A 20812-nucleotide genomic window follows, 5' to 3' on the forward strand; every position below is an offset into this window, starting at 1 on the left:
GCAAACCGCCATAGTGGCGGTGCGGCGTCATCGCCGCAAGCAGGGTAGCATGGGATGGAGTCGTGATCCGACTCCCCCGGGGTCGCTGCGGTCGGGCGAGAGGTGAACGATGGATGCTGCCGCGTTACAGGCCTGGTTCCGGACCCCGCTCGGGCGCGTTGTTGCCGAGGCGGAGCGGGAGGTGGTGGGGCGCCTGCTGGCCGACTGCCGGCCGGGTTTCCTGGTGCAGCTTGGCGGCCTCGGCGACAATGGGGAATTATCGGTGCCCGGTGCCATCCGTCAGTGGCTGGTGGAGCGGGACGCTTCCATCGGGCCCAGCGTCAGGGCCTGGCACGACGACCTGCCGTTTCGCAGCGACAGCATAGATACCGTGGTCATCGTGCACCAACTCGAATTCGAGCATGATCCCCACGGTATTCTGCGCGAAGCCGAACGGGTGCTGGCCCCGGAGGGGCACTTGATTATTCTGGCCTTCAACCCCATCAGCCTCTGGGGGCTCGGGCGGATGATTGCTCCGCTGAATGGCAACAGGCCGCCATGGTGCGGGCATTACTATACCGCCCTGCGGTTGCGGGACTGGTGCCGCCTGCTGGGGCTGGAGCACCGTCAGCACGAGCGACTGGTCTTCCGGCCGCCGCTGCCCCAACGGGCGCTGCAGGAACGGCTGCAGGTGCTGGAGCGGGTGGGACACCGGTGCTGGCCGTTCTTCGGCGGCGTCAATGCCGAAGTCAGTCGCAAGCGTGTCACTCGGGCCATTCCCATGGGTGCACTGCTGCGTCGGCGGGAAGTGCTGGCCCGGGGTCAACCGGCCCCGGTGCAGGCCTGCAGGCAGGGCAAACAATTCAATTTCAGGACAAGGCATGAAGACGGTGGAGATCTACAGCGATGGCGCCTGCCGCGGCAATCCCGGGCCGGGTGGCTGGGGCACGTTGCTACGCTGGAATGGCAAGGAAAAGGCGCTCTACGGCGGCGAGCCGGAGACGACCAACAACCGTATGGAGTTGATGGCGGCCATCCGGGGGCTGGAGACGCTCAAGCAGCCCTGCCACGTGATCCTGACCACGGATTCGGAATACCTGCGCAAGGGAATCACCGAGTGGCTGCCGAACTGGAAACAGAGAGGCTGGAAGACGTCCAACCGCAAGCCGGTGAAAAACGCCGACCTCTGGCAGGCGCTGGACGCCGCGGCCCAGCGGCATGACGTGGACTGGCGCTGGGTGCGCGGCCACAGCGGCCATGCCGACAACGAAGCCGCCGACCAGCTTGCCAATCAGGGCATCGATGAAATGCTGGCCCGCCGCTGAGCGCGACGGCTCCAATCATCACGGGATAGAACATGCGACAGATCGTTCTCGACACTGAAACCACCGGCCTGGAAACGGCCCAGGGGCACCGCATCATCGAGATTGGTGCCCTGGAGTTGGACGGCCGGCGCAAGACCGGCCGCACCTACCACATCTACCTGAACCCGGAGCGGGAGGTGGATGCCGGCGCAGTGGAAATTCACGGCATCACCAACGAGTTCCTCGCGGACAAGCCGTGTTTCGCCGACATCGCCGACGAGTTTTTCGAGTTCATCAACGGTGCCGACCTGGTCATCCATAACGCGCCGTTTGACGTGGGCTTCATGGATCACGAGTTCGCCCTGCTGGAGCGTGGCCTGCCAAAGGTGCGCGAGTGCTGCAGCATCACCGACACCCTGGTGATGGCGCGCCAGATGCACCCCGGCCAGCGCAATACACTGGATGCGCTGTGCAAGCGCTACGAGGTGGACAACTCCCAGCGTGATCTCCATGGCGCCCTGCTGGACGCGGAGATCCTGGCCGATCTCTACCTCACCATGACCGGCGGTCAGGTGACGCTGCTACTGGACAGCGACGAAGAAGAGTCCGGCAGCACCGGGGGGCGCTATGCCCCGCGCCCGGTGAGTGCCGATCGCCCGGCACTGCGGGTGGTGCGTGCCAGCGAACAGGAGGCGGAGGCCCACGAGGCCTGGCTGGACCGCCTGGACAAGGCCGCCGGCGGCCAGTGCGTCTGGCGTCGTGCGGAGGACACCGGCGCATGACCGCCATCAGCCTGGATCTGGACGAAACCCTCTGGCGCCTGGATGGCGTGCTCGAGCACGCGGAGGAGGCGACGGTCGCTTTTCTCCGGGAGCATTATCCAGCCATTGCCGAGGCGTATCCGCCGGAGCGCATGCGGGTCCTGCGTGACCAGGTGGCGCGGGAGAATCCCGAACTCGCGTACAACGTCACGGCCCTGAGAATCCGTACCTTCGAGCAGGCAGCGAAAGCCGTCGGGGCACCGCTGCGTGCGGCCGAGGAGGCCTTCGAGGTCTTTATCGACGCCCGTCACCGCGTGGAGCTCTACCCCGATGCAATGCCAGTACTGGAGGGCCTGTACCGGGAGTTCCCTCTGGTTGCCCTGACCAACGGCAACGCCGACGTTCACCGTCTGGCGCTGGGGCACTACTTCGTTGCCGCCTACTCCGCCGTGCACGTCGGCGCCGCCAAACCCAGCCGCCCCATGTTCGAGGCCGCCGCCCGCGGCAGCGGCGTGCCCATCGAGCGCCTGATCCACGTGGGCGACGACCCCGAAACCGACGTCTCCGGCGCCGCCCGCCACGGCCTCCGCGCCATCTGGCTTAACCGTAGCGGCGCCCTCTGGCCTGAATATCTGCCGAAGGTGAACTACGAGGAAATCCGCACCCTGGACGAACTCCCCGGCCTGATCGAGCGCTGAAGCTCACTCTCGCCGGGTGACCGGCAATCCAAGGACGACTGCTCCTGTTCTGGTCAACCCTCAGCGGACACTCGGTTAAGCAGCATGGGCCAGTGCATGCTCGCTGGGTGAACGGTAATCCAGCGTCGAGTGGAGTCGTTGACTGTTGTACTCCATCTCGATGAATGCCATGACATCGAGCCTGGCGTCATGCCGCGTTCGGTAGCGCTGCCCTGCCGTCCATTCACTCTTCAGAGTCCCGAAGAAGCGCTCCATGACGGCGTTATCCCAGCAGTTGCCCTTGTGGCTCATCGAGCAGATCATCCCATGCGCCCGGAGCCGTTGCCTGTAGACATGGGACGTGTACTGCTTAGATTCAAGGAGTGGTGCAGCAGGCCAGGGGGCGGCCGATATCGCCTCACTGCCATCTCCAACGCTTCCTCGGCCAGCTCCGTGCGCATGTGCCCGGCCATCGCCCAACCTTTGATGCGGCGGTCATGGAGATCCAGCACCGCCGCGAGATACGTCCAACCCTCGTGGGTCCACAAGGCCGTGATATCGGCCACCCACCGCGTGCTGGCCGTTTGCGCCGCAAACGCCCGCTGCAGGAGGTTCTCGGCAACCGGATCGCTGGGATCGCGGTCAGTCTTCGCCTTCCAGGGGCGGCGCTTGCGCACTTCAACACCGGCTTCATGCATCAGACTGCGCGCCTGGTAGCGACCCACGGCAAACCCCTTGCGCTGCAGGGCCACTGCCATGCGGCGGCTGCCGTAGGTCTCATGCGTCGCCTTGTGGATCGCCTTGACCTCGGTGTACAGCGCCTCCCGCTGGCGATCCGGTGCACGCATGCGCCAGTCGTAGAACCCGCTGCGGCTGACCTGGAGGACACGGCACAGGGTGGACACCGGATAATGCGCCTTCTCCGCGTCGATGAAGCGAAACCTCAACTCGACTCTTTGACGAAGAAGGCCGCTGCCTTTTTAAGATATCCCGTTTTGTCAGTAACTTACGGACTTCTTCGCGGAGTTCAACCAGTTTGCGCTCACGCTCGCCGAGAGAGCCGTGCTCACCCGAGCGGCGTTCACGCCTCCAGCGCTCCACATTGCTGCGGTTGATCCCCAACCGCTGCGCCGCCTCGGTGACCCCGTAGCCTTGTTTCTCCACAAGATCAACGGCATCCGCCTTGAACTGCTCACTGTAGTCTTGCCGTGTCCGTCGGTTCATCAATACCTCCAATGCCACCAGTGTGGCTCAATTGGAGTGTCCGCCGCCATTGGACCAGTTCATTTGTGTGGAACGGGTCCGCTGCAAAAGTAGACGTTTGGCATGGGCTCACTCCTTGAGTCGTTGCCTTGCTTCCCTGGTTTTTCGAAACGCTTTGTCCCTTACGGGGACGGACATGACGGCGAGACGAACGGCAATTTTCGCAGGATGGTGCGGAGGAGCGAGGAAAGCCCGGGAAACCGGAAGGGTGGGCGCAGTCCCCTTGCACCTGGCGCATCAAGTCCGTTTGCCACTCAGTACCAATTGGAAGTGTAGCCGCGGGTGAAATGAGCCCGCAGGCCTGATGCCGGTCATCGGCCTGCGCCGGCGGCCATCAGCATTCACGCACGGTATGATTGCGGCAGAACTTCACACGTCGACCCAGCGTTTGATTGTGCGATGCCTCCGTTGGGTGCATTTTGATGCCCCAGCAACCAACATCGATCATCCCCGGAGACCGATATGCCCACAACGCCTGCTTTTGGCATCATCGTCATCGGCGACGAAATCCTATCCGGCAAGCGCCGCGACGGGCACATGCCCAAGGTCATAGAACTCCTTGCCGCCCGCGGCCTGGAACTGACCTGGGCGGAGTTCCTCGGTGACACCCCGGAGCGCCTTACCAATAGCCTGCGCAATTCCATGGCCGGCACGGACATCGTCTTCAGCTTCGGCGGCATCGGTGCTACGCCGGACGACCGCACCCGCCAGTGCGCCGCCGCCGCGGCCGGCGTGGACCTGGAGCCACACCCTGACGGCGTGGAAGAACTCCGGGCTAACTTCGGCGATGACATCACGCCGCAGCGCCAGCGCATGGTGGAGTTCCCCCGGGGCAGCGTGATTATCCCGAACCCGGTGAACCGTATCCCGGGGTTCAGCGTCGGCCATCACCACTTCGTGCCGGGTTTCCCCAACATGGCCTGGCCGATGATCGAGTGGGTGCTGGACCACTACTACGCCGGACTCCACGCTACCGGACAGTACAAGGAACGCGCACTGACAGTGCAGGGGCTGCGGGAAAGCCATGCAATCCCCATCCTGGAAGAGTTCACCGACCGTTACCCCGACGTGCGCCTGTCATGCCTGCCTCGCTGGTGCCCCCCCGAGTACGAGCTTGAGCTGGGCGTTCGCGGTCCCGCCGCGGAGGTGGATACAGTCATCGCCGCTCTCAGCAGCCGGCTGGATGCGCAGGGCATTTCCTGGGGAGAGAAGGACCTGAGCCGTACCGAACCCGGCGAGTGACGGTCACCGGCTTTCGTTGTGACCGCCGCCCAACTTCGGCTATACTCCCGCCGCCAACCAGATAGCCGGTGTAGCTCAGTCGGTAGAGCAACTGATTCGTAATCAGTAGGTCGGCGGTTCGATTCCGTCCACCGGCACCAGACAGCAGCGCGGGAATCTCACGATCCGCGCGCTACCGTGCCAGGGGCGAGCCCGTTTGCCCTTCCGCGGGCTCAGAGGGGCCGGTGCTGCTACACCGGCCCTTCTTCCTTTCCATGGATCCCCTGACTCTCGTACTCACGAGAGAGCTGAATATCGTGCTCCCAGAGCCCTTCCGCACCATTTCCTCGCCCGAGGAAAGTGGCCGGATTCCAATAGCGTAGATGAGACGCTGGCGTTCGCCAACACCTTGTGGCGGGGATCAGTCCTGAGGGGGGGCGGGAAGGGCCCGCAGCCGCTTCCCGCCGTGTGGGCGTCACCCTTACTCCGGACGCGGGAGTCGCGAGACCATGTCCGACATCTGGTCCAGGTCGGGCTGGACGTACTCCATGGTCATCGACAGCGACGTGTGGCCCAGCAGCTGCTGCAGCGCACGCACGTTGGGGTTCGGCCGCCGCGCAATCTCCGTCGCGCAGGTATGCCGCAGCCGGTGCGGCGAGATCGGCTCATCCATGTAGTCCGACAACCGTCGGAAGAAGCCGTTGACCTGTTCCCTGGTCAGTTCGCCGGGCTTGTAGTGCGTGTTGCCGCGATGGAGGCCCAGGTCGAAGACCTGCCGTCGCCCGAAGCGTCGGTGCCCGACGCGTTCAGCCGTCGCTTGCCACAGGACCCGGAGTTCGGCGGCCAGCTCTGGGGCGAGCGGAACCTCCCATTCCCGTCGCGTCTTGCTCCCTTCCATGGTGAGCAGAATGGCCCCGCGCTCCCAGTCGATATCCTGCCAGCGCAGACTGACCAGCTGGCGTCGCCGCATGCCGGTGTAGTACAGCGTCAGGATCACCAGGCGCCAGAACCAGCGAGGCTGTAACTTCGGCTGCTCATCGTCACTGAGGACCGCGAGCACGCGCTTGAGCAGATCCTGGTTCACGGTCTTCTTGCGGCGATCACCCGGGGGTGCAGCCCCGACCCGGTCCAGCGGGTCATGGGTGACCCAGCCGAGCTGCAGGGCGTAGCGCCACAGCGCGCGGAACGTGCGCCGGTAAGTGTTCCACGTGGTCGGCGAGGCGCGATCCAGCACCTCGGAGCGCCAATGGAACAGGTGTTTGCGCTCGATGGCGCGCAATGGCAGATCCCCGAACTCCTTCTGGAAGCGGCGGATGATCTGCTCGTAGCTCTGAACGGTGGACGGATTCAGGAGGCGCTCGGTGCGATACACCTCCCAGATGTCCGACAAGGTGTGCCCGGTTCTCGGCGTGAGGCGAGAACCATTCATTCCGTCGACAGGCATGATTCCCTCCTTGTTCTAAACTGGAGTACGAACCATGCCCCTGGCGGCTCAAGGATAGATCGAGACGGATTAGGAGGTCCAGTCGCCGCTACTCCAGGGAGGGACGCAGGTATCGGTTCGGCTCGGGCCGCCAGGCGCCCAGAATGGGCTCCGGGTCGGGTACCAGGATCCCCTTCAGGTAACCGGTGTGCCGGTCCCGCTCAGCGATGTAGTGGTGGATGTTGGTGTCGTTGCGCGGATTTTTCTGGTGAAGACGCATCTTCAGGAACCGCTTCTGGGCGTTGTTCCAGTCCCTGCCCGTGGCTTGGTAGAAGTCCCGGAATATTCCTGGGGACAGTAGGAGCAGGCCAGCGTCGACGACGTGAACGCGAGCATACGGTTCGTTGATGGCCAGGTGACCTTCGGCGAGTTCGTTGCGGAGCCAGGCCAGGAACGCTTCGCCATTGTCGTCCGGAAGTGAGTGTCCAGAGTCTGAATCGGCCGTGGGGGCCGAGAGCGTTTGTTCGCCTTTCGCAGTAGCAGCGTTATCGGAATGTGACGGGCAAGCGGGTTCGCGGTCGTTCTGGGGCGTATGCGATGCATGGCTGATGCTCTGCGTTTTGTGTTCGGTTCCTGACCGAGGTGTGACCCCCTCACACCCTCCGATATCGTTCACGACCTGTGACCCCGTCACACCTTCGGCCGCAGCGCTGGTTTCCGTGGCATGGCTCGTTGCCTCGGTCTTCGCGTCATCTGCCGTCGATCCAGTGTGCGAATGCACGCTGACTGTGCCCCTGAACTCATCAGGACGACATTCCGGGTCCGCCCAGACTCGTGATACCGGAAAGCGAATCAGGGTTAGGTCATGGCTCCAGTCATCGCCGGCCACGGTCGCCTTCCAGATGGCGCGCTCGCCATTCGGCACCAGGATCCCGTGCTCCTGCAGGACATCGAAGATGCGATCATTCGAGGAGGGCACGCCGGTGTGGCCCTCCTGCCGCAGCTGCTCGCGCAGTGCATCAGCCGTGCGTTTGGATACCAGCCAGAGGTCATCGCCGGTCAGCCAACCGGCAGCCCCGTTGCGATTCAGCGGGAGGTGCTCCTGGTCCAGAAGATGACGAAGCGCGGTGGCCAGCTTTTCGTGTAAGCCTTTCGCCGCTGTCGGCAGGCGGTCGGGAGACGTACCCCCGAGATTCCGCGCGACCGACTCCCGGTCGGCCTGCAGAAGCATCTGGCCCAGAGGACCGGCTTGTTCCATGTCACCGTGGATCGCGGCCGTCCACATCGCGAACAGGTCACCGTGTCGCGCGATCCACGTCAGACTGCATGCCGGAAGCACCCAGTGTGCGACCAGTGGAGCGACGGGCTCGTGGAGCTTGTGTCTGCGGTCGCGACGGTACCGCACGGCGTACCAGGCCGCGTCCGGGCGATCCGGGATGGGCCCGTGCCAGGGCTCCCAGGGTCCCAGTCGTCGGCCGTCCTCTGCGTACAGGGTGATCACCTGATCGACCACCGGTTTGGCCATGTCGTGGACGAGTGCCGCGGCGAGTACGGCGTAGGTCCACACATCCGCCTCGTGAACGATGCGCTCCGGCGCCGCCCCGGGCGGCAAGACATGTCCGCGCCGAATCTGTAGTGCCTTCGCTGCCACTTCCAGACCATGGTCGAGCATGCCTCCCAGTCCCGCGTGATGATGGGCTTCCGAGGCCGGCATGAGCTGCACCCAGGCCGCATAGCGGGCGATGACTGCGTCCACGTAGCGCTTCTGGTGCTGGGCGGGCAACGCGAGAAGGTGGGTGATCTGCCGCAGCAGTGTGCGGCGATGCTCGGCGGCAAGCAGTGCGTCCGGGGACATGACGCGCACAAGGCCGGGCTTTGGTGGCCCGTGGTCCTGGTGGCCTTGGGTCCCGTCGGAACGCTGTCGCAGCCAGTTCAGCATCGGGGAAGCGTGCCGGGCGGGAATGCCCGTGACGGCGTGAAACTCTGTCCTGACGTGGAGAGTTTTCTCCTTGAGAGGCCGCGTTCGCTTTGATGATGGGAGGCCGAGGCCGGAAGTGCGGCAGGGGATGTGACGGGGTCACAGGTCACGGAGGGCTGCGAGGGTGTGAGGGGGTCACACCCAGGCTCGGTGTCGCAGCAAGGTGTGATGGGGTCACACCCCCTCGGAGGCCGAGGCGGGAAGTGCGGCAGGGGGTGTGACGGGGTCACAGGTCACGGAGGGCTGCGAGGGTGTGAGGGGGTCACACCCAGGCTCGGTGTCGCAGCAAGGTGTGATGGGGTCACACCCCCTCGGAGGCCGAGGCGGGAAGTGCGGCAGGGGGTGTGTAGATGACGCTAGGAGCCAATCTGGTGCCGAGTTTCGGCAATGTAGATGAGCGGGAAAGGGCCCTTTAAGGGTAAGGGGGATCCATGGCACATCCGTGGTCATTGGCGGCCGTGAAGGAACGGGTTCGAACCCTGGATTGGGAAATGCAGGAACTGAACGAGGAGATGCATGCCCTGGTGCGGGAGTTCAAGGAAACCTGGAGTCCGCCATGGCCGGCACACCCTGCTCTGTGCCCGGGGCGCTCGGAGGCGCCAACCTTGATCAAGTGGCGACCGAAGGGCTCCATGGGCCAGGGTCAGAGCACGGTTCACTTCACCAATGACCGGTTGCAGGAGAAGCTGGCAGAGGCGGAGGTGCCAACGAGTGCACGTCTGGCCTGGATCGAACTCGACCGCCGCATCCAGGTGGTCAATGCGAAAGCCAGGCTCGCGCATTACGAACGCCGACGGCTGCGCGATTACATGGCCCATGTCCAGCAGCTCAACGCCCTTGAAAAATCTCTGAAATCCGCTAGATAGTTTCCCCACATCCCGATCAACGTGGCATCCAGCATGGAGGCTGGGAACGTGCAACAGGAGTGCATTGCCATGGCGAACCATTTCCACGGGCGCGGGAATCTGGGGACCGCGCCAATTCTGCGTCATACCGAGAACGGGAGCGGCGAGGCTGTTCCCGTTGCGAGTCTGCGCGTCTATTTCGATCGGCGAAAGCCCGCTGGGGACGACTTCGAGGATCGTGGTGGTTTCTGGGCCAACGTCAGCCTGTGGGGCTATCGGGCGGAGGCGGCCGCACGATTGCTGCCCAAGGGCGCGCGTGTCGCCATCGAGGGCGAGCTGTTCCAGTCCGCCTGGGAGGATCGCGACACGGGCGAGCCCCGCAGTCAGCTCGAGGTCCGGGCAACTCATGTGGATCTGGATCTGGGGCGTGTGGCATCGGTCCAGCTGCACCCTGCGGCGGAGCGTGGAGACACTCCCGAGACCGGGAAAGAGGAGTCGCAGGAATGATTCCCGTCGAGATCGTTGGCTCGCGGTCGCGTCGGGTGCGGCACGTATCGTCGCCGCGGGCTGCGTTCCGGCTCGCCCAGCGCCAGCTCCAGCAGTCAGGCTGCGTCGAATGTCGTTTTCGCAATGGCGGGTTCGTCACCTATGTGACGGCTCAGGGCTACTGCACCCGGCGCGACCCGCTGATCGGTGTTGGGCAGTGAGTACGTCAGCAAGGAGGCACTCATGCACTATCGTCATTTCTTCTCCGTATCCGTCCTGGCCGTCGGTCTTATCCTTGGTGGATGCGCCGTGACCGAAGACAACGGCTACGAAGTTGGCGTCGACTGGGAGGCCGTGGGTCTGGATAACGGGGAGAACGAAACCCGGGGCGAGGGGTCCAGTGATCGTCGCCTGGAGGCAGCGTCGGCCGGTGTGGCCGAGGAGGATGTGACTTTCACGGTGGAAACGGATCATGACGTGGATACCGTCTACGCGCGCATCCGCCGCGCCTTCAATTTCCAGACGCTGGATGAGCGGGAGCCTTCCGACGATTTACGCCGCGAGCTCATCAAGATGGATGACGGCTACCATCACCGGATGACTCCTGGCGTCCAGTACAGCCTGCGCGAGATGCAGGAGATCGACGGGCATCGTGCCGTCATGCAGATTGATATCGACCGCGAGGGGGAGGGGAGTCGCCTGTACGTGGGTTACTACACCGGCGACGACGCGTTCCCCGAGGGAGAATCGTTTCGGGAACGGGTGAAAAGCCGGATCCGGCAAGCTTTGGATTAAGCGCCTTGATGAATGGCGCGTGAGTCGTGGCGGCGTGGCCAGGGTGTGATGGGGTCACAGGCCATGGTCGAAGCGCCGGGGTATGACACTGTCACACCCCGTCAGTCAGAGCCCGGCTTGACATTGCCGGGAGAGCAGCGCTAATCGTATAGGGACTGGTTTCATCGCCTGCCTGTGAGCGCATCACAGGTCCCGCGAAGCCCCTTCGGATCGGGAAGAGGGGCGCCGGTACAGCCGGTCGGTCCATTGATCCAACCTCTACACCCTGCCGGGGAAAGCATTTCCCTGGCAGGGAGAGCGCTTTCTCCGGCTTTTTCGTGAAGGAGAAAGTGCCATGTCCGAGAAGTCCTACTTCGATCTCCACATCACCGGTCTCGGGTACGTGAATCGGATCCGGGAGGTTCGGCCCAAACGCGGTGAGCTGTTTCTCGCGTGCGATGTCGTCGCGATTCACGGCGATGCCGAGGAGCCCGAGCGCACACGGTTCGACTGCCGTGTTGCCGGTCAGGAAGCTCAACGCCTGGTCGAAGCCATGCCGCGGCACCTGGAGGCCGATCGCAAAGTGCTCATCGGCTTCAAGCTCGGTGACCTCTACGCGGAGAGTTTCACCTACCAGGAAGGCGAGAAGGCCGGTGATATCGGCATTTCGCTGAAGGCAAGGCTCCTGAAGATCAGCTGGGTGCGGATCGACGGTGAGAAGGTGTATCCGCCGATCGAAGCCCGCAACGAGGAGACCGCCTGAGTGTTCTTTAACAATGCGGTTCATCACGACGGAAGATTCCGGGGCCTCGTGCCCCGGCGTCTTCCCGAGCCCGTGCGTGCGCGGGCTGGAGGAAGACGATTCCATCGCCCGCCTGGCGCGTAGTCAGGCCCGAGTAAACCCTTTCGGATCGGGAAGAGGGGTGCCGGCGCCGCCGGTCGATCCACACGTTCGACGTTAGCCCACCGGGGACAGCTTCCCCGGTGGGGAGGTCTGTCCCCGCCATTCAGAGGAGACAGGCCATGACCAAGGACATGGACAAGCGCGATCTCTACCAGGAGGTCACCGACAAGATCATCGCCGCCCTGGAAGAGGGCACCGTGCCCTGGGTGAAACCCTGGGACAGTCGACACGCTTCCGTGATGGCGGGGTATCCGTGCAATGCCCTGACGGGGCGTCCGTACCACGGGGTCAACGTCCCACTGTTGTGGCTGGAGCAGGCGGTGCGCGGATTCACGACCCATCGCTGGATGACCTTCCGGCAGGCCAGGGAGGTCGGCGGCCACGTGCGTCGGGGCGAGAAGGGCACGCTGGTGACCTTCTTCAAGCAGCTCCGGAAGCAGGCCACCGACGAGGCCGGAAACCCCCGGTACGACGAGGACGGGGTGCCTGTCGAGCGGACGATTCCGCTGCTCAAGGGGTTCACCGTTTTCAACGTCGACCAGATCGAGGACCTCCCGGATGAATGCCGGGAGCCCGAGGTCACGGAGGAGGAGTTCCCGGAGCCGGTGGAGGCCGCCGAGTCTGTCGCTGCCGCCTCCGGTGCCGACATCCGGCATGGTGGTCCTCAGGCGTACTACGCCCCCGCCTCTGACCACGTGCAGATGCCGCCGGCGGCGGCGTTCCACTCCCGCGAGGGGTACTACGGCACGCTGCTGCACGAGCTCACGCACTGGACCGGGCACCGCTCCCGGCTGGCCCGGGACGGCATTGTCCGCTTCGAGGGCTTCGGCAGCGCCTCGTACGCGTTCGAGGAGCTGGTCGCGGAACTCGGTGGTGCATTCCTGTGCGCCGAGACCGGGATTCACGGCGATCTCCGTCACGAGGGGTATATCGCCTCCTGGCTGGAGGTGCTTCGAGGCGACAAGCGGGCGATCTTCCGTGCCTCGACGCAGGCGCGACGGAGCACGGAGTACCTGATGGCCCGGGTGTGTCCGGCAGCCTCACCGGCGACGGCCGGCCAGGAGGCTGTTGCGTAGGTCGCCCCGGTCCCCGTCGAGGCGGGACTTCTCCGGTCGACGCGAGGAGTCCCGCTTTTCTCCGAACCGCGTCAACGGGCCTGCTGGCCCCGGTTGTCTTCGTACCGCCACGGACGGCCCGCCGGCCGTCTCGTCAAAGGGAGGTTGAATGCCATGGACGAAACCATCCGACAGCGTCGCGATGGCTGCTGGGAAGCAACCCTGCCCAGCGGCAGGGTGTGGAGCTGTTCCAGCCGCGAGGACCTGGAAACCCTTCTGCAAGCGCAGCAGCGGAGCCAGGAGGCGAATCGACGGTTCCTGGAGGCCTGGAAGCGGGCAGTCGTACTCATCGGCCCCGAGTACTTCCAAGTGGACTGTGAGTCGGTGGATGACGCCACCGACAAGTGGGATCTGCAACCGGACGTCATGGCGCTGACCGAGCGCGTCCGCAGTCCCATCAGTCCCGGTGAGAAGACCTTCATCGGCGCCTGCTGCAGTTTCTACAACCCGGAGACGGGGCAGATCCTGCTCGGCTTTGCCGGTGACGACCGGATGAACCTCGGCGATATCGCCCGAACCCTCGACGAGGAGCGCAAAGCCATCGTCGCCGAGCTGTTTCTCAACGACCGCGGATGGTGACCGCAACGGTTCGGCGCCATCACGCCACGACCCCGGGGCCGCTGGTCCCGGGCGTCTTCCCCGAGGCGCTGGCCGGGGCCGTCGGCTGGGGGAAGACGTCTCCATCGCGTGCCTGGAGCGTATCCAGGCCCCGGTGAAGCCCCTTTGGATCGGGAAGAGGGGCGCCGCCTGCGGGTGGTCGGTCCAGAAGTCATTCACCCCGGCGGGTCGGACGCCCCGCTGGGGCCGGTCTGTCCCGTGTACTTCTGCAGGAGATTGCGCATCAACGCTGTTGGTGCGCTGTCGCGCAGCAAACATGGTGCAAGATAGGCGGGCGCACGGAGAGCAGAGGCCAGACGCCGCACTGGTGTGCATGCACCCGCGTAGGAGAGTGGCCCGCACGGCATCGGCGTGGAGTCGTTGAAGGCACGGCACTGGCCGTGACCTCGTATGAGAGAGTGAGCCCTACCGCCGCCGTGTCTCCCCGTACGCCCTTGTGATCATCATGTGAGGAACGGACATGGCAGGCAAGAGGCAGAAGCGGCGGTTGGAGGTGGTGCATCCGGATTGTGCCGGTATCGATGTCGGGGGTCACGAGCATTGGGTGGCGGTGGATCCCGGGCGTTGCGAGGTCTCGGTGCGGTGTTTCAGCGGTTTCACCGACGATCTGCAGGCGCTGGCCGACTGGCTGGAGTCGCTGGGGATCACCCAGGTGGCGATGGAGGCGACGGGGTGTACTGGATTGCGCCCTTTGAGGTGCTTGATGCACGGGGCTTTGAGGTTCTGCTGGTCAACTCCCGGGCCACGCGGCAGGTCTCGGGGCGCAAGTCCGATGTGCTCGACTGTCAGTGGATCTGGCAGTTGATGAGCCACGGTTTGTTGAGCGGTGCCTTTCGCCCGGGTGATGCGGTGTGCACGCTGCGTGCGTTCGTGCGCCAGCGCAGTCGCCGGATCCAGGCCCAGTCGTGGTGTCTGAACCACATGCACAAGGCGCTGGCGCAGATGAACGTGCATCTGGGCCATGTCGTCAGCGACCTCAAGGGCAAGACGGCGATGCGCATCCTGCGGGCGATTGTCGCCGGTGAGCGGGATCCGTGGCAGCTCGCCACGCTACGCGATCGGCGGCTGCGCGCCGACGAGGCGACGGTCGCGCGCAGCCTGCATGGCAACTGGCGCGTCGAGCATCTCTTTGCCCTCGAGCAGGCACTGGCGCACTTTGATTTTCTCGAGCAGCAGATCGGCGCCTGTGATCGGGCGATCCTCTCGGCACTCGAGGCACTGCCCGTGCGTGCCTGTGCCCCGACTGAACTCGCCACCCCCTCGCGCAGCGCCCACCGCAGCGCGGCCGAGCAGCGCCGGCTCCAACAGGCACTCCTCCAGGTCATGGGGGTCGATCTCAGCGCCATCCCATCGCTGGGTGTCGACACCGTGCTGGTGATCGCCGGAGAAATCGGCCCCGACCTCTCGCGCTTTCCCTCCCAGGCGCACTTCTGCTCCTGGCTCGGGCTCGCGCCACCGACCCGGATCTCGGGTGGCAAAGCCCTCAGCGGGCCGGGGACGAAGGTCAACAACATCGCCGCCCAGGCACTCCGCCAAGCCGCCTCGAACGCGCGATCGAGTCGCAGCTTCATCGGCGCCGCCCATCGCGCAAGACTGACACGCATGGACACCGCCAAAGCGATCAAGGCCACCGCTCACCAGCTCGCCCGGCTGATCTACGCCATGCTCACCCGTGGCCAGCCCTACGTCGAGAAAGGCATCGAGGCCTTCGAGGCCACACGCCATGATCGCCAACTGCGGGCACTCCAGCGCAAGGCCCGCAAACTCGGCCTCGATCTGGTGCCAGCAGCATGACTCAATATGAAACCGCCCCTGTCAAAACAACGACCTGGCAGATGTTTGATGAGAGGCAGTGGATGAAAGTTCACGTGATAGCGAATGCACTCAACAACATCGGTGTCGGGCTTGTCCTGGCGCCGCTGATCGCCCTGTTCGTCGAGGACCAGGATCACTGGGGGCTGGCCATTCCGGTTGCAATGGGGATCGTGTCGATCCTCCTGGCAGCCTGGCTGACGCCCCACCGTGGTGACCCGACCAAGGGGGAATTACAATGCTCGGTATGATCACCTTGACTGCGATCGGACTCGGAATCCTGGTGTTGGCCGGTGTCGGCTTCTGGTTTCGGCACCAGGAGTCCCGGCGCGAGCAACAGCGCCAGTAGTCGCGCGTTTCCACATCCCACCGGGGAGGCCTGCTCCCCGGTGGGGCGGTGCCTCCCGTCTTTCATTCGGAGGCACCCATGGATAAGCAAATCGTCGATGACCAGGTCACCGAACCGGTGGCCGAACTGGCCGACTACCGTGAGGACCAGGAGGAGCGCCTGATCCGGCAGGCGCTGGCCCTGGTGCGTCGGCGCTTCGAGCGGGCCGAGGCGATCCAGTCCCCGCGGGACGCGGCCAGCTACGTGCAGCTGTGGCTGGGCCCGCGGGAACAGGAGGTGTTTGCCTGCCTGTTCCTGGACGGCCGGCACCGGATCATCGCATCCGAGGTGCTGTTCCACGGCACCGTGGACTCGGCCGCCATCTACCCCCGGCAGGTGGTGCGTCGGGCACTGGATCACAATGCCGCGGCATTGATCTGTGCTCACAATCACCCGTCGGGCTCCGCCGAGCCCTCCCGGGCCGACGAGATGATCACGCGTCGGCTCCAGGAGGCGCTGGGCCTGGTGGACGTTCGCCTGCTCGATCACCTGGTGGTCGGCGAGACGGTCACCAGCCTGGCCGAGAAGGGTTGCTTTTGACGACGGGGGAGGTCTTTCGGGGCCTCCCCTTTTTTTATGGTGTTTCCTTCACCAGTATCAGGACTCAAGCCCGCTCTGCATTCAGGAACGACCGCCAGTCCCCGAAGTCCGTGATATCACGGGCCCGCTCCAGGTCCGCCGTCTCGCAGATGAAACCGGTGACGAATTGACCATCCGCCAAGCGGACCTTTCCGAGCCCGAGTGGCGACGGAATGTTCGCGAGGAACGAGCCGACGTGCTGTGTCGGAACGTCCCAGACTTCAACACCGATGTGCTCGCCCCGGGCTTTCACGCGTGCTAGACCGGGACGCTCGGGTGGTCCGCCTGGCAGTGCGTAGAGCCTGTATTCGGGGGCCGTATAGGTGCGGTTCACCAGGCGAGCCCCCCGCTCCTGAAGCTGGTGGTTCAGTGGGAGGCCTTCCATGTGCGCACCACAAACGGCAATTGGGACCGAGTGAGCGTTCGTAGTTGCGACAGAGGGTTGCTCAGGGAGGGGTTGTCCCGTTGTCGTCAGGGGTAATCCTCCCTGACGGTGGAAGCGGTCGGCTATCGCCAAAAGATCTTCATCATGGAAGGCTGGGGCGAATAGCGTGCAACCGAACGGTAAACCGTGACCGTTGAACCCTGCGGGCACGGCGACCGCGCTCAAATCCAGGAGATTCATGAAGTTCGTGTAGTGGCCGAGCTGGTTGTTCAGCGCGATGGGGTCGTTATTCACCGCGTCGATGGTGTGAATGGTGCCGGCGGTCGGGGTTGCCACGAGGTCGATGTTGCCCCATGTCATTTCGGTTTCACGGCGCAGTTCCTGCAGCCGGTATTCGGCGGCGAATGCGTCGGTGGCCAGAGGCCGGCGACCACGCTCGATGATCTCCCGGGTGACGGGGAACAATGCGTCAGGCTGTTCCTCGATGAATTCCCGGATCGCGGTGAAGCGCTCGGCGATCCACGGGCCCTGGTACAAAAGGCCCGCTGCCTCAAGGAACGGTGAGAAATCAATGCGGACGCGCGTGCCACCCATGGCCTCCAGCCGCGCGACGGCATCCCGGAAGAGTTCGGCCGCGTTGTCGTCGCCGAAGAATTCGAGCTGTTCATCCGCGGGTACGCCGAAGCGGAATTCCTCCGTGGGGATGCGGCCGGGGCCGAGGCGTGGTGGCTGATCGGGGCGGGCGTAAGGGTCGGCGTCGTCGAATGTGCTGACCACATTGAGCACCGTGTGCGCGTCCGTCGCGGTTGCCGCGAAGATGCAGACACAGTCCAGCGTCTTGCACGCCGGCACAACACCCCGGTTGCTCAGCAATCCGCGCGTCGGTTTGACGCCGACAATATTGTTGAAGGCCGCCGGAATGCGCCCTGAGCCCGCGGTGTCGGTACCGAGGCTGAAGCTCACCAGGTTGAGCGCCGTGGCAACGGCTGACCCTGAGCTGGATCCCCCTGCGATGAATCGGTCGTCGAAAGCGTTGGCACAGGCGCCGAACGGTGAGCGTGTCCCCACCAGCCCTGTTGCGAACTGATCGAGGTTGGTTTTCCCCACCGGCACGGCGCCGGCCTGGATCAACTGCTGGACGACGAAGGCCGATTCGCCAGGTGTGTACGCGTACTCGGGGCACCCGGCGGTGGTCGGGATCCCGGCGAGATCAATGTTGTCCTTCAGCGCGAATGGAATTCCGTATAGGGGGAGCCCCGTCGGCGAGGCATCGTCCAGCGGGGCCAGGAATTCCTCGAGCTCCTCGTCGTCCAGGATGTGAATCCAGATATTCCGAGAGGCTTCGCCGCGAATGCGGCGCATCAGGTCGCGGTAGAATTCTCGTGGACTCTGGCGCCCCTCTGCGAAGTCGGAATGCAGTTCAGCGATCGTCATGTTGTCCATGGGGTGTCATTACAGCCGTTGAGACGTTCTGGGAATCGGGAACGGGGGGCCTCCCGGCGGAGGGCCCCGCTCCCGATCGAGGGATCAGGCGCTTTTCACGAGTTCCGAGTACGTGTTTACGAACCGGTTCGCGAGCATGTCGACGCCCGGGATCATCATCTTCTGTCGTGCCAGGGCGAGGTTCATGAAGCCGGGCATGACAGCGCCGTGGCGTGTTTGCCGTGGTGCGACGCGTTCGACGTTCCAGTCCGGCAGTCCAGTCGGCTGAATCACAAAGGATCCACCGGGATAGGGCGTATCAGTGCGGTTGGCCGCTACCAGGAAAACCCGGTTGTCCTCCGCCTTCGGTGCGGTGAGCAGTGCTCTGTCCCTGGCGTCCCGCCAGCCGGCCGCCCAGACGATGGCGTCGGCGCCTTTCAGCGCGAGAGCGCGCGCTGACTCGGGAAACCGCCCGTCGTATCCGAGCAGTACACCGAAGCGGCCCCAGTCCGTTTCGAAGACCGGTAGCGTATCCCCGGGGTCACACCAGCCGCGGCATTCCGGCTCGACATGTGCCTGCCGGTATTGTCCCTGGACGGTGCCGTCAGGGCCGATCACGAACGCCGTGGAGAAGAGTTTCTCGCCGTCGCGTTCGATCAACGGTGCGACGACCGTGCAGTTCCACCGCGAGCACACGCCGGCGAGATGGTGGATGACGGCATCCGTGCGTTCAGCGGCCTCTCTGGCGGCGCGTTCGTCAGGCAGCCAGTGCTCGGCGTTGGCAAACTGTGGCAGGGCAATCAGCTTCACGCCCAGGCGTGCGGTGTGCTCGACCATGTCCAGGGCGGCGTCGAGGCTGCCCTCCGCAGTAGTCATGTGTGCCTGAACCGCTGCCGTCTTGGAGGTGGCTTCGGAGGGGATGATCGGCTGGGTCAGAATCTGGCCGGCGGGCGTCTCCTCGAGGGGCTTGGCGAGGATCCCGTAGAGGTCCGGCCGCCGGTCCTGGAAGCGGTCACCACCTCCTTCCCAACGCTTGTTGCGGGCGGCCATCGGGTCCACGTCCGCGCAGGCCACGCCGTGGTCGTCCCAGTCCACGTAGGCGTGCACGTGGCCCTCCGGGTCGACAATCATGCTCCCGCCCGGGTAGTAGATGCTTCTCTCGACGCCGGCCTTGGTACCGGCGACGATCCAGACGCCATTCTCCCATGCGCGTGTCCGGGTCCAGAGATCGGCCTGATCCATGGTGAAGAAGTTCGCCATGTCCACGACCACGTCCACGTCCTGAAGGGCCAGTGTCCGGGCAATCTCGGGGATCCGGCCATCGAAGCAGATCAACAGGCCCAGGCGCCCAAGCTCGGTGTCGACCACCGGACAGCCGTTCTCGCCCCAGGCGAACCAGTTCTGGTCGTGAGTAGCGAGGAACTGCTTCTGGTAGTGCAGGATCAGGGAACCGGACGGATCAAAGAGCAGACCGCTGTTGAAGACTTCGCCGTTGGCGCCGAGTTCGGTAAAGCCGCTGGCGATATGAAGCCCGTGTTGGCGGGCGAGCTTCTTCATGGTGGTTGCGAACGGTCCGTCCAGCGGTTCGGCCAGCTCACGGGCGTGCTCGGGTGAGTCGAACAGGTACCCGGTGTTCATGCACTCGGGGAACACCACCAGTTTCGCCCCGCGCCTGGCGGCCTCACGGGTGTAGTGCTCAAGCAGACGAATGTTTTCGTTGACGTCGCCGAGGCTTGCAAGGGTCTGCACCACGGCGGCACGGAACGGTGCGGGATGAGTCTGTGTCGTCATGATCGTATTCTCGTCTCGTCAATGGCCCCGGTGCCCGGTCAGGTCGTGTTTCGGGCACCGGAGCAGGTCGGTTTACTCGAAGTCGTCCTCGGTAAGGATCAGATCCTCGACGTTCATCGCATCTTCCAGTACGCCGTGCTGGTGGAAGACGTCGACGAATGCCTGATATGACGCGATGTCGGTTTCATTGAGTTCGGTCCAGCCGCGCAGGTAAGGCTGGGCGACGAACTCGGCCTGTGCATCCGTCACAGCGGTGTACTCGGCGATGACGGAGCGGTACTCGTCAAAGTTCTCATTGGCAAGGCGTGTCGCCTCGTCCAGAACCTCGACCACTTTTCGTGCGACTTCCGGGCGTTCCTCGATGAAGGTCCGTGTGAGAACGGCCGCTCCGGAATAGAAGGGGTCAGCGATGTGCTTGGCCACCGGCATGTTCTCGGCCTTGCGCACGTCGTCGATGTTGTCGGCGATGGAGCCGATCGGTTCCAGAGAGAGCGTGGCGTCGACTGACCCGCTGGCAACGGCGGTGATCTGCTGCCCGACGGCGATCTCGCGCAACTGGACGTCCTCGCCGGGCTCGAGTCCGTTCTCGCGCAAGATGTGGGTCAGGATGGTGCGCCACTGAACGCCGGGCACGGTGCCGACGGAGCGCCCTTCCAGATCCGCGAAGGATTCAATGTCGGAGTCGGCCGCGACAATGAGCGCATCGTTGTCGAGCCCCAGTTCGATGCTGCCGCCCTGCAGACCGAAGACCTTGAACGTTCCGGGAAAGCGGGACTCCGCGAGGACGGTGATGCCGGCCGCTGCCCCGGGCGGGCCGAAGTCCGCCTGGTCACTGACCAGGGAGTCGATGATCTGGTTGGGGTTCTCGAAACGGCGCGGCTCGATGTCGATACCGGCCTCTTCAAAAAGGCCCTCTTCCAGGGCCACGTAGAAGGCCGTCGTCTGCATGATGGGAAGATAGGATGCAACAACGCGTTCGTTCTCGGCGGCGGCCGGAGCAATAAACGCGGCGGAAAGCAGCGTGATCGAAGCTGTACGGGTGAGAGAGCGCATCATTTGGTTACCTCCACAAGGGGTTTTGAGCAAG

General features: G+C 64.4%; 18 protein-coding genes, 1 tRNA gene and 3 pseudogenes. 16 read left to right on the forward strand and 6 right to left on the reverse strand.

Going from position 1 to position 20812, the window contains the following annotated elements:
* Positions 1 to 109: 109 nt before the first annotated feature.
* The 4 genes and pseudogenes from KU884_RS19215 to KU884_RS03750 form a co-directional block, all read left to right on the forward strand.
* Positions 110 to 406, forward strand: a pseudogene (locus tag KU884_RS19215) (methyl-transferase); the annotation flags it as partial.
* A 454-nt stretch (positions 407 to 860) separates the two neighbouring features.
* Positions 861 to 1304 carry a ribonuclease HI gene (gene rnhA, locus KU884_RS03740; RefSeq protein ID WP_167781363.1) on the forward strand — a complete coding sequence of 148 codons (444 nt, stop codon included), beginning with the start codon at positions 861 to 863 and terminating at the stop codon, positions 1302 to 1304.
* A gap of 32 nt (positions 1305 to 1336) precedes the next feature.
* A complete protein-coding gene (gene dnaQ / locus KU884_RS03745; protein WP_167781364.1) occupies positions 1337 to 2065 on the forward strand; it encodes a DNA polymerase III subunit epsilon in 729 nt (242 codons plus the stop codon).
* Positions 2062 to 2742 carry an HAD family hydrolase gene (locus KU884_RS03750; RefSeq protein ID WP_167781365.1) on the forward strand — a complete coding sequence of 227 codons (681 nt, stop codon included), beginning with the start codon at positions 2062 to 2064 and terminating at the stop codon, positions 2740 to 2742. The genes dnaQ and KU884_RS03750 overlap by 4 nt, the downstream gene beginning before the upstream one ends.
* Before the next feature lie 75 nt (positions 2743 to 2817).
* On the opposite strand, the pseudogene KU884_RS03755 reads toward KU884_RS03750, so the two are convergent.
* Positions 2818 to 3945 (reverse strand): annotated as a pseudogene (locus KU884_RS03755) (IS3 family transposase).
* A 501-nt stretch (positions 3946 to 4446) separates the two neighbouring features.
* On the opposite strand from KU884_RS03755, the gene KU884_RS03760 reads away from it, so the two are divergent.
* Complete coding sequence (locus KU884_RS03760) at positions 4447 to 5226, forward strand: molybdopterin-binding protein (protein ID WP_167781366.1); 780 nt, start codon at positions 4447 to 4449, stop codon at positions 5224 to 5226.
* Between the two features lie 64 nt (positions 5227 to 5290).
* Positions 5291 to 5366, forward strand: a tRNA-Thr gene (locus KU884_RS03765).
* 320 nt (positions 5367 to 5686) lie between these two features.
* Here the strand turns inward: KU884_RS03765 and KU884_RS03770 are convergent.
* The gene (locus KU884_RS03770; protein WP_254432160.1) at positions 5687 to 6649 is read right to left on the reverse strand and encodes a site-specific integrase; all 963 of its coding nucleotides are present in this window, start codon (positions 6647 to 6649) and stop codon (positions 5687 to 5689) included.
* Between the two features lie 88 nt (positions 6650 to 6737).
* On the reverse strand, positions 6738 to 8483 hold the full coding sequence (mobH, locus tag KU884_RS03775; RefSeq protein ID WP_254432161.1) for a MobH family relaxase: 1746 nt from the start codon (positions 8481 to 8483) through the stop codon (positions 6738 to 6740).
* 554 nt (positions 8484 to 9037) lie between these two features.
* On the opposite strand from mobH, the gene KU884_RS03780 reads away from it, so the two are divergent.
* The 10 genes and pseudogenes from KU884_RS03780 (at position 9038) to radC (ending at position 16088) form a co-directional block, all read left to right on the forward strand.
* The gene (locus tag KU884_RS03780) at positions 9038 to 9472 is read left to right on the forward strand and encodes a hypothetical protein (RefSeq protein ID WP_167781368.1); all 435 of its coding nucleotides are present in this window, start codon (positions 9038 to 9040) and stop codon (positions 9470 to 9472) included.
* Positions 9473 to 9541: 69 nt separating this feature from the next.
* Positions 9542 to 9958 carry a single-stranded DNA-binding protein gene (gene ssb / locus KU884_RS03785; RefSeq protein WP_167781369.1) on the forward strand — a complete coding sequence of 139 codons (417 nt, stop codon included), beginning with the start codon at positions 9542 to 9544 and terminating at the stop codon, positions 9956 to 9958.
* A complete protein-coding gene (locus tag KU884_RS03790; protein WP_167781370.1) occupies positions 9955 to 10158 on the forward strand; it encodes a hypothetical protein in 204 nt (67 codons plus the stop codon). The genes ssb and KU884_RS03790 overlap by 4 nt, the downstream gene beginning before the upstream one ends.
* A gap of 22 nt (positions 10159 to 10180) precedes the next feature.
* Positions 10181 to 10732, forward strand: coding sequence for a hypothetical protein (locus KU884_RS03795; protein ID WP_167781371.1), 552 nt, complete (start codon positions 10181 to 10183; stop codon positions 10730 to 10732).
* Positions 10733 to 11066: 334 nt separating this feature from the next.
* Positions 11067 to 11474 carry an STY4534 family ICE replication protein gene (locus KU884_RS03800; RefSeq protein ID WP_167781372.1) on the forward strand — a complete coding sequence of 136 codons (408 nt, stop codon included), beginning with the start codon at positions 11067 to 11069 and terminating at the stop codon, positions 11472 to 11474.
* Between the two features lie 260 nt (positions 11475 to 11734).
* Positions 11735 to 12691 carry an ArdC family protein gene (locus KU884_RS03805; RefSeq protein WP_167781373.1) on the forward strand — a complete coding sequence of 319 codons (957 nt, stop codon included), beginning with the start codon at positions 11735 to 11737 and terminating at the stop codon, positions 12689 to 12691.
* Between the two features lie 153 nt (positions 12692 to 12844).
* Positions 12845 to 13309, forward strand: a complete 465-nt coding sequence (locus tag KU884_RS03810) for a hypothetical protein (protein ID WP_167781374.1) — start codon at positions 12845 to 12847, stop codon at positions 13307 to 13309.
* A 499-nt stretch (positions 13310 to 13808) separates the two neighbouring features.
* Positions 13809 to 15142 (forward strand): annotated as a pseudogene (locus KU884_RS03815) (IS110 family transposase).
* Positions 15139 to 15411, forward strand: coding sequence for a hypothetical protein (locus KU884_RS03820; protein WP_167781375.1), 273 nt, complete (start codon positions 15139 to 15141; stop codon positions 15409 to 15411). Before KU884_RS03815 ends, KU884_RS03820 begins: the two are co-directional and overlap by 4 nt.
* A gap of 176 nt (positions 15412 to 15587) precedes the next feature.
* A complete protein-coding gene (radC, locus tag KU884_RS03825) occupies positions 15588 to 16088 on the forward strand; it encodes a DNA repair protein RadC (RefSeq protein WP_167781376.1) in 501 nt (166 codons plus the stop codon).
* 64 nt (positions 16089 to 16152) lie between these two features.
* On the opposite strand, the gene atzF is transcribed toward radC, so the two are convergent.
* The 3 genes from atzF to KU884_RS03840 all read right to left on the reverse strand — a co-directional run bounded on the left by atzF (position 16153) and on the right by KU884_RS03840 (position 20811).
* The gene (gene atzF / locus KU884_RS03830; protein ID WP_167781377.1) at positions 16153 to 17955 is read right to left on the reverse strand and encodes an allophanate hydrolase; all 1803 of its coding nucleotides are present in this window, start codon (positions 17953 to 17955) and stop codon (positions 16153 to 16155) included.
* Positions 17956 to 18039: 84 nt separating this feature from the next.
* A complete protein-coding gene (locus KU884_RS03835; protein ID WP_167781378.1) occupies positions 18040 to 19725 on the reverse strand; it encodes a carbon-nitrogen hydrolase family protein in 1686 nt (561 codons plus the stop codon).
* 72 nt (positions 19726 to 19797) lie between these two features.
* A complete protein-coding gene (locus KU884_RS03840; protein ID WP_217351409.1) occupies positions 19798 to 20811 on the reverse strand; it encodes an ABC transporter substrate-binding protein in 1014 nt (337 codons plus the stop codon).
* Position 20812: the final 1 nt, after the last annotated feature.

It is taken from the genome of Aquisalimonas sp. 2447 (genome assembly GCF_012044895.1).
In the GTDB taxonomy this organism is placed as follows: Bacteria; Pseudomonadota; Gammaproteobacteria; order Nitrococcales; family Aquisalimonadaceae; genus Aquisalimonas.

What these genes read in the sequence shown, in the direction of transcription:
- rnhA (WP_167781363.1), top strand. Translation starts at nt 861, where the DNA reads ATGAAGACGGTGGAGATCTACAGCGATGGCGCCTGCCGCGGCAATCCC.
- dnaQ (WP_167781364.1), top strand. Translation starts at nt 1,337, where the DNA reads ATGCGACAGATCGTTCTCGACACTGAAACCACCGGCCTGGAAACGGCC.
- KU884_RS03750 (WP_167781365.1), top strand. Translation starts at nt 2,062, where the DNA reads ATGACCGCCATCAGCCTGGATCTGGACGAAACCCTCTGGCGCCTGGAT.
- KU884_RS03760 (WP_167781366.1), top strand. Translation starts at nt 4,447, where the DNA reads ATGCCCACAACGCCTGCTTTTGGCATCATCGTCATCGGCGACGAAATC.
- KU884_RS03770 (WP_254432160.1), bottom strand. Translation starts at nt 6,649, where the DNA reads ATGCCTGTCGACGGAATGAATGGTTCTCGCCTCACGCCGAGAACCGGG.
- mobH (WP_254432161.1), bottom strand. Translation starts at nt 8,483, where the DNA reads ATGTCCCCGGACGCACTGCTTGCCGCCGAGCATCGCCGCACACTGCTG.
- KU884_RS03780 (WP_167781368.1), top strand. Translation starts at nt 9,038, where the DNA reads ATGGCACATCCGTGGTCATTGGCGGCCGTGAAGGAACGGGTTCGAACC.
- ssb (WP_167781369.1), top strand. Translation starts at nt 9,542, where the DNA reads ATGGCGAACCATTTCCACGGGCGCGGGAATCTGGGGACCGCGCCAATT.
- KU884_RS03790 (WP_167781370.1), top strand. Translation starts at nt 9,955, where the DNA reads ATGATTCCCGTCGAGATCGTTGGCTCGCGGTCGCGTCGGGTGCGGCAC.
- KU884_RS03795 (WP_167781371.1), top strand. Translation starts at nt 10,181, where the DNA reads ATGCACTATCGTCATTTCTTCTCCGTATCCGTCCTGGCCGTCGGTCTT.
- KU884_RS03800 (WP_167781372.1), top strand. Translation starts at nt 11,067, where the DNA reads ATGTCCGAGAAGTCCTACTTCGATCTCCACATCACCGGTCTCGGGTAC.
- KU884_RS03805 (WP_167781373.1), top strand. Translation starts at nt 11,735, where the DNA reads ATGACCAAGGACATGGACAAGCGCGATCTCTACCAGGAGGTCACCGAC.
- KU884_RS03810 (WP_167781374.1), top strand. Translation starts at nt 12,845, where the DNA reads ATGGACGAAACCATCCGACAGCGTCGCGATGGCTGCTGGGAAGCAACC.
- KU884_RS03820 (WP_167781375.1), top strand. Translation starts at nt 15,139, where the DNA reads ATGACTCAATATGAAACCGCCCCTGTCAAAACAACGACCTGGCAGATG.
- radC (WP_167781376.1), top strand. Translation starts at nt 15,588, where the DNA reads ATGGATAAGCAAATCGTCGATGACCAGGTCACCGAACCGGTGGCCGAA.
- atzF (WP_167781377.1), bottom strand. Translation starts at nt 17,955, where the DNA reads ATGGACAACATGACGATCGCTGAACTGCATTCCGACTTCGCAGAGGGG.
- KU884_RS03835 (WP_167781378.1), bottom strand. Translation starts at nt 19,725, where the DNA reads ATGACGACACAGACTCATCCCGCACCGTTCCGTGCCGCCGTGGTGCAG.